This is a genomic window from Streptomyces sp. NPDC002671 (assembly GCF_053592475.1).
Genome location: NZ_JBSFVU010000078.1, coordinates 1 through 14,455, shown reverse-complemented (window position 1 = coordinate 14,455; position 14,455 = coordinate 1). Strand labels below are relative to the sequence as shown.

The 14,455-nt window shown below is 67.6% G+C and carries 13 protein-coding genes and 6 pseudogenes; 11 read left to right on the top strand and 8 right to left on the bottom strand.

The window, feature by feature from the left end:
* Positions 1–276, top strand: a pseudogene (locus ACWD35_RS42715) (ISAzo13-like element transposase-related protein); the annotation flags it as partial.
* A gap of 137 nt (positions 277–413) precedes the next feature.
* Here the strand turns inward: ACWD35_RS42715 and ACWD35_RS42710 are convergent.
* Together ACWD35_RS42710 and ACWD35_RS42705 are read right to left on the bottom strand one after the other, a co-directional pair.
* A complete protein-coding gene (locus ACWD35_RS42710) occupies positions 414–821 on the bottom strand; it encodes a hypothetical protein (RefSeq protein WP_451356739.1) in 408 nt (135 codons plus the stop codon).
* A 318-nt stretch (positions 822–1,139) separates the two neighbouring features.
* Positions 1,140–2,117, bottom strand: coding sequence for an ArsR/SmtB family transcription factor (locus ACWD35_RS42705; protein ID WP_451356738.1), 978 nt, complete (start codon positions 2,115–2,117; stop codon positions 1,140–1,142).
* Positions 2,118–2,372: 255 nt separating this feature from the next.
* On the opposite strand from ACWD35_RS42705, the gene ACWD35_RS42700 reads away from it, so the two are divergent.
* The 8 genes and pseudogenes from ACWD35_RS42700 to ACWD35_RS42665 all read left to right on the top strand — a co-directional run.
* Positions 2,373–3,008 carry a hypothetical protein gene (locus ACWD35_RS42700; protein WP_451356737.1) on the top strand — a complete coding sequence of 212 codons (636 nt, stop codon included), beginning with the start codon at positions 2,373–2,375 and terminating at the stop codon, positions 3,006–3,008.
* A 183-nt stretch (positions 3,009–3,191) separates the two neighbouring features.
* A pseudogene (locus ACWD35_RS42695) lies at positions 3,192–3,380 on the top strand (transposase); the annotation flags it as partial.
* Positions 3,381–3,467: 87 nt separating this feature from the next.
* Positions 3,468–3,563, top strand: a pseudogene (locus tag ACWD35_RS42690) (hypothetical protein); the annotation flags it as partial.
* A gap of 423 nt (positions 3,564–3,986) precedes the next feature.
* Entirely contained in the window at positions 3,987–5,483 is a 1,497-nt protein-coding gene (locus tag ACWD35_RS42685) for a restriction endonuclease fold toxin-2 domain-containing protein (RefSeq protein ID WP_451356736.1), read from the top strand.
* A gap of 27 nt (positions 5,484–5,510) precedes the next feature.
* Positions 5,511–5,957, top strand: coding sequence for a hypothetical protein (locus ACWD35_RS42680; RefSeq protein ID WP_451356735.1), 447 nt, complete (start codon positions 5,511–5,513; stop codon positions 5,955–5,957).
* Positions 5,958–6,246: 289 nt separating this feature from the next.
* Positions 6,247–6,552, top strand: a complete 306-nt coding sequence (locus tag ACWD35_RS42675; RefSeq protein ID WP_451356734.1) for a hypothetical protein — start codon at positions 6,247–6,249, stop codon at positions 6,550–6,552.
* Positions 6,437–6,964, top strand: coding sequence for a transposase (locus tag ACWD35_RS42670; RefSeq protein ID WP_451356733.1), 528 nt, complete (start codon positions 6,437–6,439; stop codon positions 6,962–6,964). Before ACWD35_RS42675 ends, ACWD35_RS42670 begins: the two co-directional genes overlap by 116 nt.
* Positions 6,965–7,567: 603 nt before the next feature.
* Positions 7,568–7,867, top strand: a pseudogene (locus ACWD35_RS42665) (transposase); the annotation flags it as partial.
* Positions 7,868–8,325: 458 nt separating this feature from the next.
* On the opposite strand, the gene ACWD35_RS42660 reads toward ACWD35_RS42665, so the two are convergent.
* Entirely contained in the window at positions 8,326–8,745 is a 420-nt protein-coding gene (locus tag ACWD35_RS42660; RefSeq protein ID WP_451356732.1) for a hypothetical protein, read from the bottom strand.
* Positions 8,746–9,092: 347 nt separating this feature from the next.
* Between ACWD35_RS42660 and ACWD35_RS42655 the strand changes: the two genes are divergently transcribed.
* Positions 9,093–10,079 (top strand): winged helix-turn-helix domain-containing protein, encoded by a 987-nt coding sequence (locus ACWD35_RS42655; RefSeq protein WP_451356731.1) that lies wholly within the window; start codon positions 9,093–9,095, stop codon positions 10,077–10,079.
* 229 nt (positions 10,080–10,308) lie between these two features.
* On the opposite strand, the pseudogene ACWD35_RS42650 reads toward ACWD35_RS42655, so the two are convergent.
* The 3 genes and pseudogenes from ACWD35_RS42650 to ACWD35_RS42640 all read right to left on the bottom strand — a co-directional run.
* Positions 10,309–11,388, bottom strand: a pseudogene (locus tag ACWD35_RS42650) (IS701 family transposase); the annotation flags it as partial.
* Positions 11,300–11,533, bottom strand: a pseudogene (locus ACWD35_RS42645) (maturase); the annotation flags it as partial. The pseudogenes ACWD35_RS42645 and ACWD35_RS42650, both read right to left, overlap by 89 nt.
* Before the next feature lie 525 nt (positions 11,534–12,058).
* Positions 12,059–12,265: a transposase gene (locus tag ACWD35_RS42640; RefSeq protein WP_451356730.1), complete on the bottom strand. Its 207-nt coding sequence runs from the start codon at positions 12,263–12,265 to the stop codon at positions 12,059–12,061.
* Positions 12,266–12,345: 80 nt separating this feature from the next.
* Here ACWD35_RS42640 and ACWD35_RS42635 point away from each other — a divergent pair, with 80 nt between their 5' ends.
* Positions 12,346–12,570 carry a hypothetical protein gene (locus ACWD35_RS42635; protein WP_451356729.1) on the top strand — a complete coding sequence of 75 codons (225 nt, stop codon included), beginning with the start codon at positions 12,346–12,348 and terminating at the stop codon, positions 12,568–12,570.
* Positions 12,571–12,977: 407 nt separating this feature from the next.
* Here ACWD35_RS42635 and ACWD35_RS42630 read toward each other — a convergent pair whose 3' ends face one another.
* Together ACWD35_RS42630 and ACWD35_RS42625 are read right to left on the bottom strand one after the other, a co-directional pair.
* Positions 12,978–13,766, bottom strand: coding sequence for an SDR family oxidoreductase (locus ACWD35_RS42630; RefSeq protein ID WP_451356728.1), 789 nt, complete (start codon positions 13,764–13,766; stop codon positions 12,978–12,980).
* Positions 13,767–13,852: 86 nt separating this feature from the next.
* Positions 13,853–14,413 carry a TetR/AcrR family transcriptional regulator gene (locus ACWD35_RS42625; protein WP_451356727.1) on the bottom strand — a complete coding sequence of 187 codons (561 nt, stop codon included), beginning with the start codon at positions 14,411–14,413 and terminating at the stop codon, positions 13,853–13,855.
* Positions 14,414–14,455: the final 42 nt, after the last annotated feature.

Below are 14,455 nucleotides of genomic sequence, written 5' to 3'. Positions count from 1 at the left end.
ATCCCCTACGGGGTCTACGATCTGGCGGCGAACACCGGCTGGGTCAACGTCGGCACCGATCACGACACCGCCGCTTTCGCGGTGGAATCGATCCGCCGCTGGTGGTCCGGCCAGGGACAGGCCGCCTACCCGCAGGCGACACGGCTGCTGATCACCGCCGACGCGGGCGGCTCCAACGGCTACCGGACCCGGGCCTCGAAACTCGAGCTCGCCCGCTTCGCCGCCGAAACAGGGCTGACGATCACTGTTTGTCACCTGCCTCCGGGCGACGAGCGGGTTGAACAGCAGCGACTGCTCGGTGCCGTCGTCGGGGCGGGCCAGGACGACGCCGCCCAGGACGCAGGCCGCCGCCGAAGAGGCTGTTGTGTGCGGCGTCGAAGCGGGCGACGGCGTGGGCGTGGAGGGCGTCGTCGTCAGCGGTGACGGCCAGCAGCTCGACGCCGTCGTGGAAGATCAGGCATGCCTCGGCCGGCAGCCGCAGCCGCAGCCGCACCTCGGGCTCGGGCGGCAGGGCCGGTGGCGGCGTCGAACGCGCCGTCAGGCGGGACGAAGTGCGGTACCGCGGTGTACATCGCCAGCATCGCCTGCAACTCGAGGAACCGCTCGACCTCGCGCTCGCGAGGGCCGGGCGGCAGCGGCTGCCCGTCGGCGGTCTGCGGGTTCAGGCTCCGAAAACGCAGGCAAGTGGCATCGCCCGGCTCCAGACCGTGCCCGCTGGTGACCTGCCGGCGGGCGCGGTGCCAGCGTGTGGGTGGGCGCCAACGGCCGGAGGCGTCGCGGGCGACGTCGACGCCGACTTCCACCACCAGCTCGGGTTCCACCAGTGTGACGTTCAGTCTCCCGGCTGCCCCACCCGGCGGAGAACGACCAGCCCGTCCATGGATGACCGCGCCGCGCGGGAGCTCTCTTCGCAACGGGCGGCACAGACGGCCCTTTAAGGATTCGAACCCTGTCTACGGCAATGTCGAGTGGGCGGCCGATGACCTGATGCACTCAACGGTGCGCCCTTGCTTCGATGGCGCTGACGAGCCCATGCACCTGGTCAGGGCCCTTGGATCAGCAGTGCCAGCCACTTTCCTCGCCCAGCAGTTGATCACCTGGCAGGCGCAGCGGTAGGCGGGCGAGGCTATAGACGCGGTTCAGGCTGTGGTGCCGTCTTTCCCTGCGTTTTTGATCATGAGTGTGCCAAGGGCTGTGAGTTCGTGTCGTACGGCGCGGCCGTTGCGTGCGGTGTTGATTAGTCCTGCTGCGCGCAGGGCGGCGGTGTGTGTGGAGACCGCGCCTGGGCTGACACCGAGGAGTCCGGCCAGTTCGCCAGTGCTCAGGGGGTCGGTGAGTAGGCGCAGTGCGTGGGCGCGGGTGGTGCCGAGGATGGGGGCGAGAGTGTCTTCGCTGGCGGGGGTGGGGACGATGGGCATGCCCGGGCCGGCGGGGTAGACCATTAGCACTGGTTGGTCGTCGGTGTCCAGGATGAGGGGGGCGGCGGTCCAGTGGAAGGTAGGCAGGAGGAGCAGACCTCGTTGGGCCGGGGTGACGTGGCGGTGGTAGGGGGCGTCAAGTTCCCAGTGCCTGTCGACGAGCCGGGAGCCTGGGCACAGGGCGTTCAACGCGCCGGCCACTCCGTGCTGGGCGGCGTTGAGGGCGTAGCGCGCGAATTCGGCTTGGTGGTTCGCCATGACCTGGGGCCAGACTTCGCCGAGCACCGTGTCGTGGGCATCGGCCAGCGCTCGGCATAGGAGTTCCCGCGATGGCCCCTCTCCCCGGATGAGCTCTCGCACCCACGATGGAGGGGCGCCCCGACGTGGCGCCCAGACATGCTCGATGCCTGTCCGCACCAGGGTGGCCGGGGCGGACCGGACGCTCTCAAGACCTGTCGGCAGATCCGCGGTCACCGGATCGATGAACGCCGCACCGCGATAGGGCGACAGCAGGTCCCACAGGGGCCGGGTGGTGGCGGGCAACTGCTTGCGTAACTTGCGTCGCCACCGCCCGAACAGCTGCTCGGAGTCCGGCCGCTGCAACATCATCAGCGTCAGCTTCAGTTCCACCAGCGGCGCCGGCCGCGGCACGAACTGAATCCGCGCCAGGTCCTGCGCCGAAAGCGTGATGCGCAACATGCCCGACTCCCCCGACCGTCAAGGCTTTTAGCTGAGGCAGAAAGCATCGCCTACCGTCCGCGAACCCGACAGGCTCTTTCCGAGACCCGGACAGAACACCAGGTCACGGCACGCGATCTGTGCAACGCGCGGGGCGGTAACGAGGCCGGCGCAATCGGCACCGCTGGGCTACCGGCCACGTTTGTTGGCGCTCCAGAAGCACCGCGCAGTCAATGCCGTTGCGCACGCACCGGCAACACGAGACGAGGGGAAACCGTGTCTGCACTGCCTAGAGCACGCAAGTTCCGCCGCACCATCGCCATGACCACCGCCGTGCTCGCTCTCGCCGGCGGAACCGCATTCGGCGCCGCCACCACGGCGACCGCCGCTAACGCCGCGCCCGCAACCATCAGCGTCACCAGTGGCGCGGCTCACCCCGCGCAGCACCACATTCCGCGCACGAGCACGGCGACACCGAGCGTGACCACCGCGTGCAACCCGCGGGTCTGGATCGGGGACCAGGCACCGTACGGCTGGCAAGGTTGGATCACCGCCGGATGGGTCCAGCAGTACTGGAACCAGTGCACCGATCACGTGGGCGTCTACTGGTGGTGGAACCAGGACTTCATCAACCGGGTCGGCGGAACGGCGACCATCAAGGTCAGCTCCCCCTACGGGCCGCTGCTGGCATCTGCCACCCTCAACACGAGCTACACCCAGTGGTACTACGAGCCGACGCAGTGGACCCACGGCACGCCGAGCCCCGACGCCTGGCGTGCAGGTGCGGAGGTCAACTCCAGCGGCTGCACCGAGTGGGCCACGCTGCACTGGTACGGTGGCCAGGACTGGGATGGCGACCGCGGCGGCTGCAACGACCCGTACGCCCCGTACCCGGATGGAACCCAGCCGTGATCCGGCCGTCGTCGGGCTACCGCCCAACCGGCTGACCTAGCCTGAGGGCCTTTCCGGCCGCTGGTGCAGATGTCGCAATCCGCACCTGGCCAGAAGGCCCTCACTCCTATCAAGCTCATGTGGCTGTGGCCCCTGCCACCAACCTCGCGGGGCAGTGCGGCTATGCCGTGAACGATGGGTCGTATGACTGGGCATTGTCCACGTCGTTCTGCCCCGCGTGGGGCGGGTGATCTTTCAGATACGGAGTGGGTTCGGCCGGAGCCGCACCTGCCAAAGAGCCCGGGTCGAGGCGGCCGGTGGAAGGATCACCGCACCGTCATCAACGGCATTCTCTTCCGGCTGCGGACCGGCGTTCCATGGCGGGACCTGCCCACCCTGAACCTGGCGACGGGCCGCACCCGCCTGCTGGAACTGCTGGAGGAACCGCCGACGCCGGACTGGGCGCCAAGGGTCCTCGGGGTGGACGAGTTCACCTTCCGCCGTGGACGGCGATACGGCACCATCCTGGTCGACGTCGAGACCGGCCGGGTGGTCGACGTTCTGCCCGACCGCACCTCCGAGACCTTCCCCAAAGAGCACCCGCAGGACAGCAACAGCCCCATGCCGCTACCCGAACCGATCGACGACGCCGAAGCCCGCCTGGCCTACGTAGCAGTGACGCGCACACGCCAGCGGCTGGACCTGGGAGGCCTGTCCTGGATCCACGACACTCCTGCTCCGTCAGCTACTTGACGACTGCGCGCCACCAGCACCGGAAACCCCGGATCGGCACTGTCGACTTCGAGGAGGCATGTGGAACAAGTGCAGCGGGAGTCTCTTGCGGTTTGAAGGACATGTCGGCGCTGGTGGCTCATCGTCATCCCTTCGCCTGAGCTTGCCGTTTACGGCCGTACACGGTGATCACCGGTGTCGGCAAGGGATGGGGCATTGGTGGATCTGCGGCATCAGACGAAGAACTTCGTCAACGCGTCATGATCGATGGTGGGGCTGCGGGATCTGGTCTACGACATGGTGGGCCTGCTGTTCACCGAGCTGAGTGCCCATGGCGGTATGGCGGGCGACGGTGCGGCCGGCAGAGCCTTTGCCAAGGTGTACACCGCAGCCGTCAAGTCGGTCTTCGACCAGTCAGGCTTTGCCCACCAGGTGATGGCCAACGGCGCGGGCGCCCTGCTCAGCGCCTCCGAGGAACTCCTCAAGCATGACGACAAAGTCGCAGCCAAGCTGTTGGAACAGAGCCCGTTCACGCCCGGGATCGGTTCTCAGCCGGCCGGCCCCGATTGCAGCCCGCGCGCCAGCCACAACGCCGAGGACCTGCCGAACGTCGTCGGCGAGACCAGCGGCATCGATCAGTACCTCTTCTACGAGCGATTCCTCGGCCAGCCGGACAAGCTGCGGGCCGTCGCCAAAACCTGGCGCAGCGCGGCAAAGATCCTCCACGACACCTACTGGGACTCCCGCGACGCATGGAAGACAGCCCCCCTCGATCAGGCGGGCCATACCGCTGACGCGGTCGAGAGCTTCTTCGAGAAGTTCGTCGGCAAGACACCACCACCCAGCGAAGTGGGCGACCACGACACTCTCCTGGCGAACCTCCCCACGGCCTGCACGATGCTCGCAAACGCCTGCGACGCCTACGCCGACCACGTCGAAACCGCCAAACAACGCCTTCCCATGGAGAACAGCGAACTCGACGGTGACTTCCTGTGGCCCTGGGAACAGCCGCGCTTCGGAGGCGACGGCCACGACGGCGGCCTGCACGACCTCATAGCCGGCGACACGCGCATCGCCTCGCTCGGCAACATCCCTCACGCACTGGACAGCTCGCAGTCGCGAGTCAAGATGCCGCAGCCGGACAACGGCGGACTCGTTCCCAACCTCCCGCCGTTCCTCGGCCCCCTGATCCGCGTCCCGACGCTGGTCCCGGCCGCTTACCGTCCACTGCCCTCCAACACTCCGTACATTCAGCCGGTCCCCCCGGCGATTCCTCCCGACCCGCGGTTCCCACAGCTCACGCCCAGCCAGGGGCAGAACTTCCAGACATGGCTCGACTCATTGCGCAAGGGCGACATTTCCGGCGGCAAGCCGGCCGAGCAGGCCTACCAGAGGCGCGTGGCGGGCTTCCCGGAGTTCGAGGTACCAATCCCAGCAGGGATCAGTCCGTCCAACACGCTGATGGTCGACGGATTCCGCAACCTCGACGGGATGGCGGTCGAGGCAAAATACGTGAACAAGCCGAACCAACGGTGCTACCGCTCGCTGGAAGACCTCCGCAAGAACCACGCGACCGGCGACAGGGACTTCCTCTACAAGGATGACCGCCTGGAACTCCGCAAGTACGCCGCCGCGCTCAACGACCCACGTAACAAGGAGATGCGCGGAGTCGAGACGGTCACCAACAACCAAGATGCCGTCCAGTACTGGCGCATCATGATGGCGGCCTACGGCGTCAAAGGCCATGCCCGCTACGTTCCCTGACCAGCCCATCCCCAGGAAAGTACCGCTATGGAACCGGAAGAGATCGCGGAACTGCGCACCATGTTCGTCTTCACCCCACCGCGTGGGCAAAGCTGGGGCCTGACCTTCGAGGGATTCGAGGCACGGCTGCGTGAGCGGAATCCGGATACATTCATCCGTATCGATGACGAGGGAGACGGCCCGGTCCGCGGATCATCGATGATCTTCGGGATCACTTTCGACGACGAGACCCTGGAAGGCTTTGCCAGCCTGGAACCCGAGGGCGTGGCCATCCGGGAGTGCAACGCCCACATGGCAGCCCGGGTCGCCCTGTGGCTCCGGAACAACGTGGCACCGGATGAGGTCCCCGTCATGTTCAACACGGACTGGGGAATCGAGGAAGGTCTCGAACCCACCCTCGTCCCCGATGCCACCCGCGCACGGATCGTGGCAGCACTCGTGCAGCACGTCGAAGAGACCGGCGGCCTCTACTGACAGCGCCCCCCAATGCGGTTGCCGCAGACGCGCCCACCACTGCCAATCGCCGCCGGCGCCATGGCGTGGCTGCGGCTGGTGCGCCCGAGGACAGGGTGGGTCGCCCGGAGTGCCGCTGTAGCTGACCGGTAAGCGCGTGATTGGTCAACTCAGAAGCATTGGTGGTGCTCTTGCTGCCACCCTGGCACCCGTCAGGATCAATCCCTCGGGAGCACCGCGATGGCGAGCACGTCGCCGCCCACGGCCGCGCAGCAGCGGCGTTGCAGTGGAAGACCATCGACAAGGCGCCATGCTGGAGGCCCTCATCAGCGGCGAACGCGACCCACAGGTCCTTGCGGAACTGACCAGGCGCAGGCTCCGCAACAAGATCCCCGAACTGACCGAGGCGCTGACCGGCCGCTTCCGCGCCCACCACGCGTTCCTGACCCGGCTGCACCTGGACCACTACAACCAGCTCACCGACGCGATCGGGCAGCTGGATGCACGGATCGAGGAGGCGATGGCCCCCTTTCGTCCCGCGCACCGGCCTCCTGGACACCATCCCCGGAATCAACCGGGCCGCCGCCGAGGTGATCATCGCGGAGACCGGCGGTGACATGAACCGGTTCGCCTCCGCCAAGCACCTCGCCTCCTGGGCAGGGGTCTGCCCCGGCCACCACGAGTCCGCCGGCCGTACCAAGAGCGCCAAGGTCCGCCCCGGCAACCCGTATCTCAAAAGCGCCCTCGGTCCGGCCGCCTTTGGCGTCGCGAGAACCAAGGACACCTACTTCAAGGCCCGTTACAAGCGCCTGACCGCCCGCCGCGGCCCGCTCAAGACCCTCGTCGCCGTCGAGCACTCGATCATCACCGCGATCTGGCACATGCTCACCGACAACGTCCCCTACCACGATCTCGGCGGCACCTACTTCACCCAGCGCGACCCCGAACACGCCACCCGCGGCGCGATCACCGCACTCAACCAGCTCGGCTACACCGTCACCCTCAACCCTCTGGAGGGCGCGGCCTGAACGGCCAGCGCCAGGACACCCAGCGGCCAGCACGGCCACCGGGCCAACCCTGCCCACACCCCTCCTGAACTGCTGCTATTTACGCGTCGGAGCCACTCGACTACCGCAGCATCGATGAGACCTCACAACAGCGGGGCCGGGCGTGCGAGGCCGCTGCCCGCTGACGGGGCGTTCTGCCGTCGGCTCGGCGAGCGGGTGGGGCGGGGCTGGTTGGGGCCGCTGACCGCCAAGGACTACGGCGGGCCGCTGATCGTCTGGATGGGCAGCGTCATCCGCCGGCGCCGCGGCGGAGGCGGACCGCCCGGGCGTGCCGACGAGCCGTGGTGGATGAGCCAGGAGCACCAGCCCGCGACCATGGCCGCGCAGTTGCGGGCGCTGGCCAAGGAGAAGAAGGCGCCGGGTTCGGGAACGATGTGGCGTTCGGCGGTGTCTGCTGAACAGCGCGCACTGATCACCAGCCTGATCGAGAGCGCCGAGGAGCAGTTGGTTCAGCTGCGCGGGGCACAGGCCGGGCCCACCGAGCGCCATCGGGTGCGGGAGCACCCACGCCTGGCCACGGCCGCGGAAGGGGATCAGCCGAGGACGACGGGTTCGCCGGTCAGTGTGGAGGCGTTTGCAGCGGGGTTGTTCGATGGGTTCTTCCGTGCTGACCAGCGGCGGTGGGGGCAGGTCTATGTGCGGGGGCTGCTGCTGGACGGGCGGCGCAAGTCGGTGGAGCCGATGGCGGCGAGGCTGGGTGAGGACGGCAATCGTCAGGCTCTGGCGCACTTCGTGACGTCCAGCCCGTGGAATCCCGCGCATGTGCGGGCCCGCCTGGCGTGGAAGATGCAGGACGTGATCCGGCCGGAGGCGTTGATCGTCGATGACACCGGCTTCCTCAAGGACGGGGACGCCTCAGCGTGCGACTAGTGCAGCGCGCTGCACGGCCCATTTAGGGATGATCATGCGTCAAGTACCGGCCGAATGGCCAATATTGGCCTCCCTACGGTTGCGCCCGCTACTCCTAAGCTTGCTAGCGGCCGACGGGGGACATAGGGCTCTCCCGTCATGTCCAGACGGGGATCCTCTCTATGCTGACTCGCCGTACGTCCCTACGATCCATCGTCGCCGTCCTTGGCCCCGGCGCCGCGATCGCCCTGACGTCCACCGCTGGCTCAGCCGCCAACGAGGGTGCCCACTACGGAGTTTGGTGCGGCTGCACCGCAACCGAGGTGATCCAGCCGCACAGTTCGAGTTCGGCCACACCGCCCTCGATACCCAGGGACGGAGCGTGCCTGAGAGCGCGTGGCGGCAAGAGAACGTCCTCCCCGCGGCTTGTCGGGGAGGGCGTTGATCACGTCAGAGTGGCGCGACCGCTGGGGTCAGTTGTAGGTCACCACTCCCGTGGAGTAGTAGCCGGGTGCCTTGATGTACCCGATGTAAGCGTGGCCGTTGGTGCCCTTGATGAAGAACGACTCGCAGCCGCCGGCGTTGAAGTTGATGGTTGTGCCGTACGTCTGCCAGCCGGTTATGGTGTCCTGAAGCAGCACGTTCCTCCCGGACCCGTAGTCCGTGACGCCGACGTAGACCGTGGTGGCGCCGGACTGATGGTTGCAGACGGTGTAGTACGGGTTGTTGCCGTTGTTGCTCAGGTAGAGCTGGAACCAGTCCGTGGTCGCCTGGTTCGGGGCGCCGACGGCGGCGTTGGCAGTCCCGCCGAGGCCGACGGTTGCACCGCTGGCGAGGGCGAGGGCGGCGGCGGACATGACGATGGCGCGTCCGGTGGCTCGGAGCTTGAACACGGTTCTGATCTCTCCTCGATCTGACGAGTCGTTTGCTGGTGGAGTGGTGCGGATGGTTCCGATGGCGCTGGCTGTTCGTTGTCGTCCAGCCGGCGATCCGGCCTGAATCCAGGGTGGTCAGGTTGAGAAGTTGGCCTCCCGCTTCCCGTACCGGGCATGTGCCCGTCCCTGGCCGGCCGGTGGGACTGCCGCCGCGGCCCCGATCGGCCCCGCGTCGCCCGTTCCGGACTCAAGGGAACCGGCTGAGGGGTCTGCCGCGCGAAGGATTCGATCAGGTTCGGAAACCGATGAGCCGGCCGCTCGCACGGCCGGCAACTCACCACGGGGGTACTGTGATCCACCTCGACATGGACCGTGCCGCACTCGCGAACATCCGGTTCGCGATTTCGCCGCTCACCACCGTGATCGGCGCGCTCTGGCTCCTCTGTGACGACGCGCAACCGGGCGGTGGTGGGTGGCGCTGCAGGGTTCAGGAAGCAGTGCGCGACCGGAAGCTTGTGCTGCTGCGCGCGCTGTTCAGCGGTTCGTGCGACTACGTGCCGGACTTTCTGACGCCGCAGCCGGAGGCCCCGGAGACCGCGGTGCAGGAGGAACTGCACACGGTCGCCACCATTGACTCGGCCCGGCTGCGCTGGGAGTTGCAGACCGTGGCGCAGGGGGTGAGCACGGTGCACTTGGCGGGTCGGCCGATTTCGGTGGTCCTCCGCGAGGCCTTGGAGCGGGGCGAGCGGGACTTCGCCGAGCGGGTGGCGGTGGAGCTGCACCAGCTGTGGGAGTCGGCCGTCGCCCCGCAGTGGATGGCCCTGCGCACCCGGATGGAAGCGGACATCACCCACCGGGCGCAGGTAACCGTCCAGCACGGTCTGTCCGGCATGCTGAACTCGATGCATCCCAGGGTGTTCTGGAGCGACGACCAACTGCGGCTTGCCAGCCGCTTCCAGGGGCGGATCCCCGGCAGCACCGGTCTATTGCTGACCCCTGCGGTGTTCACCGCCGACCTGCGCCTGGTCGTGGACCCGGTACCGGGACCCGCCAGGCGGCAGCCCATGCTCGCCTACCCCGCCCGGCCCGCTCCGGACGCCAGCCCTGCGCCGACGGTGCACGCCCTGCTCGGGATGACCCGGGCGCGCCTGCTGTCCGACCTGCACACCACCCGGACCACCGCGGAGTTGAGCGAGCGGCACTTCCTCGCCACCAGCACGGTCTCCTACCACCTCGGTATCCTGCACCGCACCGGACTGATCACCCGCACCCGCACCGGGCCGCACGTTCGCTACAAGCAGACCCGCCGCGCCGCCGACCTGCTGGCGGGGCCCGCGCTCACACGGCCTTGAGTCAGCGGTGGATGCCGGGCAACCGGTTCCGGTCAATGTGACCAAGGACGGTCCGGCGGCGCATCAAATGGTGATCACCGGGCGGGACGGCGACAGGCTAGTAGGGCTTGGTCACGTTTCTATCGGTGTGGGTATGTCACGGTGGCAGGTGGGGCAGGTCCCGGCCCAGCTGGCGAGGAGTGTCTGCAGTTCGCGGACGACCTGGTAGAGGCTCAGCCCAGCGCCGCGTCTTTGGGGCTCGCGCCAGCCGCTGCAGCGTGCAGAAGGCGTGCGCGACCGAGACGAGGGTGACGTGGTGGTGCCAGCCGTTCCAGGTGCGGCCTTCGAAGTGGGCAAGTCCCAGGGCCTGTTTCATCTCCCGGTAGCCGTGCTCGATGCGCCAGCGGAGCTTGGCCAGCCGCACCAGTGAGGCCAACGGCATCCCGGAGGGCAGGCTGGACAGCCAGAACTGCACTGGCTCTGGCTCGGTGGCGGGCCATTCGGCCAGCAGCCACCGCTCAGGCAGTTCCGGACCGTCGGTGGCCTGGCGGATCTCGCGTCCGGCGGGACGCACGCGCAGGGCGACGAAACGCGAGTACATGCGCTTGAGCCCGCTGCGGCCTTGGCCTGGCCGGGAGCCCTCTCGCCAGGACACCGGCCGGGCCGTCTGCCGGCCGGCCTCCATCACCAGCTCCTTCACCGTCTTGGGCTTGCCCGGGTACTTCGCCACCGGCGGGCGACCGATGCCCTGGTAGGGCGGGTTGACCGGCCGGGCATGGGCGGGATGAGCAGTGAGCCGCGAAGAGATCCCGACCGCGTAGGCCAGTTTCCGTTCCTCCAGGCCCAGACGGAAGGCGGTGGCATCGCCGTATCCGGCGTCCGCGACGACCAGTGGAACGTCGACGCCCCACGTGCGGGCCTCATCGATCATGTCCAGAGACAGCTGCCACTTCTCCACGTGAGCGGCCTCGGCCGAGATCCCGCACCGCTCACGGCAGGCGACCTTGGCCGTATCCGCCTCCGGCAAGGCCGGACCCCAGGAAGCAGGCATGAACAGCCGCCAGTCGATCGCGGCCGAGGCACGGTCCTGGGCCAGGTGCAGCGAGACACCCACCTGGCAGTTGGTGACCTTGCCCGCGGTGCCGGTGTACTGCCTGGACACGCACGCCGAGGCGTCCCCGTCCTTGAGGAAGCCGGTGTCGTCCACGATCACAGCCTCCGGCCCGATCGCGTCCTGCATCACGATACGACTCCGACCGCAGTGTGCCGATGATCGTGTCAATCTTCGCCCGTGACATGCCGTCTGTGGTCTCCCCGGTGACCCCAGGCGTCATCGCACCGGAATTCCGGTAGATGCGCCCGTAGGCCATCAGGAAGAGCTGCGGATTGAACAGTTGCCGGTAGATCCTTTCCAACGGCAGGCTTCGCCTGCCGCGTTCCCGGATGACGTCCAGCACCGTTTCGGCGCTCTGCATTGCGCATACCTCCCCTTACTGGACGTCGAGTTCACCTGTGCCCCTTCGCCCTCATTCCGGCTTTCCCGGACTTCGCGGCCGGTCGCAACTCCGGCGACTACTATGGGCACTCCGTCGCCGTAGGGCTCGCGCCCCGTAGGCGATCCCGTGGTACGTCTTCGCTGTACGTATCGAGCACGACGTAGGCCGCCCACTCATCTCCTTGACCGCCCTCACTGGGCGACGCCCCTCTCCTTGGAGGTTGCCGCTCGAACCCGTTCTTCAGAGCCCGGCAAGGAAAGGGCACCGGTTTCAGGTATCGTTCCGGTGAGTTTCTATTTGTGCCGCTGGAGATTGGGCTTCAAGCAATCCAGCCTTGGCCGTATCGCGCGGGTCTTGCGGCCCTCCGCCCTGGATACCTCCAAACGGCCACCGCTTTCCTGACATGCTATTGTCCCCTTCGGCTTTCGCCTCCAGGTAAGTCAGGCGACCCAGAAACATTCCTCCAAGTTCCTCCCGAGTGAGTCGGGGATACAACGAAGCGCCTCACGGCGCACACAGGTCGTAGACCCGATCCCACGGCCCGTACCGCTCGGGCACATCCCGCCAGGGCGTCCCGGTCCGGGTCCGCCACCGTATGCCGTCGATCAGCTGTCGCCTCGGCCATATCGGCGGCCGGGCAGGCTTCTTGCCCTTCGGCAACAACGGCTCCAGCCTGGCCCATTGCTCGTCCGTCAGATCTCCACGCGCCACAGCGCGTGGTCGTTCCACGACCAAGATCGATTTTCGCAACAGGCCCAGCCTCGAGACCGGTGGGGGACACGCTGGGAGGCGTGACCACCACGCCGATCGTCGTGCACCAGCCCTCCATCTCGGGCGGCCGGAGAGTTACCGTGCACAGCGGCGGCCGGGACGAGATCCTCGGCACCGCCTACAGCGACCACGACCTGATCGTGTTCCTCGAAGGCGCCAGCGTCGCCGACCCCGAGGCCGTCTTGGACGACCCGCAGTGGGTGGAGTGGTGCGGCGGCCCCGCCCACGAGTTCAGCGCCGCTTGACCTTCGGGAGTAGCAAAATCCCTGCGACAAAGCTGCCCCTGGTCAGCCACGCTCGATCCGTGGCGGCATTTCTCTACGACCGGTTGGTTACGGATCACGAGTACGTACAACGAGTCAGGCAGCAGCGCCCCAGCGCCCTGCTACCTGCCATCGCTGCGGCTTCAGCCCGTTGGCACAGCGACACGTGGTGGAACAGCCCGTACCGCAAGTACACGCCGCGGGCTCTCGCCGATGTCGCTCGCACCAGCCTCGCCTACGGGAATGAGTACCGCGGCGACGGCAGCTGCACTGAGAACGATCTACTGAGCATGCTAGCCGCATACGCAGCGTTGACCGATCCCATGGTCCGGGACAACGGCAGCGCCGAGTCTGTCGCCAGCTGGCTGCTGCGCGTCTCAGGCGAACAGTCAGGCGGTCTTGAGGGTGCCGCCGTCGATTACGTGGTCGGCGCCGTGGATGTTGGCAGCACGGTCGGACAGCAGGAAGGCGACCAGGTCCGCCACTTCCTCGGGTTCGGTGAGGCGTCCCGAGGCGATGCCGAACTTCCCGGGCAGAGCCGCGAGCAGGTCGCTGTGGCCCACCCCGGACATGGCGGCCACCTTGCCGCCGAGACGGTCCGGGTCGGTCCACTGCGGACTGACCGTGGGGCCCGGGGAGACAGTGTTCACGCGGACACCGCGCGGCGCCAGCTCCTCGCTGAGCCGCTTCCCGAACTGGGTCAGCGCGGCCTTGGCTTCCGCGTAGCCGACCGGCGCGCCGGTGGGCATGCGGGCATTGATCGAGGAGATGTTCACGATCGCGCCCTTGCGTTCCAGGATGCTCGGCAACGCCGCCTTGGTGGTCCACACCGCGCTGAACAGGTTGAGGTCGAAGATCCCCTGCCACTGCTCGTCGTCGACGTCCAGAAATCCGTCGAGGGACAGATTTTCCGGGTCGCCCGCGCCGACGTTGTTGACGAGGAAGTCGATGCCGCCGACCGTGGCGAGCGCCTGATCGACGATTGACCGCGCCCCGTCGCGGGTGCTCAGGTCGACGGACACGGCCGCGGCGGCGACCTTCTCCAGCTCGGGGGTGACGGTTCGGGCGGCACCCACCACCCGGACGCCCTCTGCGGCCAGGGTCTGAGCGATCGCGAGGCCGATTCCGCGACTCGCGCCGGTTACTAGAGCGGTCCTTCCGCTGATGCCGAGGTCCATGATCTCTCCTTCTTGAATGACAGATTCTTGAACTGAAGGTCTAAAATCAGGGCGCAAAAAAGCGCTGTCGCCCGAGGTGCCGTGTCTCAGAGACCTGCCAGGGCCGTGTCGATGATCTGGTAGAGGACTGGCCGGTCGAACGTCTTGGTCATGACCCGCAGCCCCGCGAGGGTGGTCTGCAGCAACAGGGCCTGCGCCCTGGTGTCGACGTTCCGGTCGACATCGCCGTCCCGCTGCCCTTGCTCGATGCGGGCGGCGAATAGCTCGATCATGCGCTCCTCGATGCGGTGCACCGCACGGGTGGCCTCCTCGTCCTGCCCGCCGAGCTCCTCGACCGTGTTCTGGGCCAGGCATCCGCGACGGACCGGCCCGTCCAGGTCCATGTCCACGAGCAGCACGAAGTACGCGTGGATGCGCTCCTTGGCGGTGCCCGGTCGGGAGAGGAACTCCTCGGTCACCCCCGAGCCGACTCGGCCGTAGAGGTCCAACGCCTTGGCGAACAACTCACGCTTGGAACCGAAGGAGTGGTACAGGCTGCCCTTGGCCACTCCGGTCGCCTCGGCGAGGTCGGCAGGGGAGGTGGCGGAGTAGCCCTTGGTCCAGAACGTCTCCGTAGAAATGCCGGGCGCGAAGGTCCCGATCCGCATGTGGGCGGACCCGGCGACGGTGGAGGACGTGGCCCTGCGGCA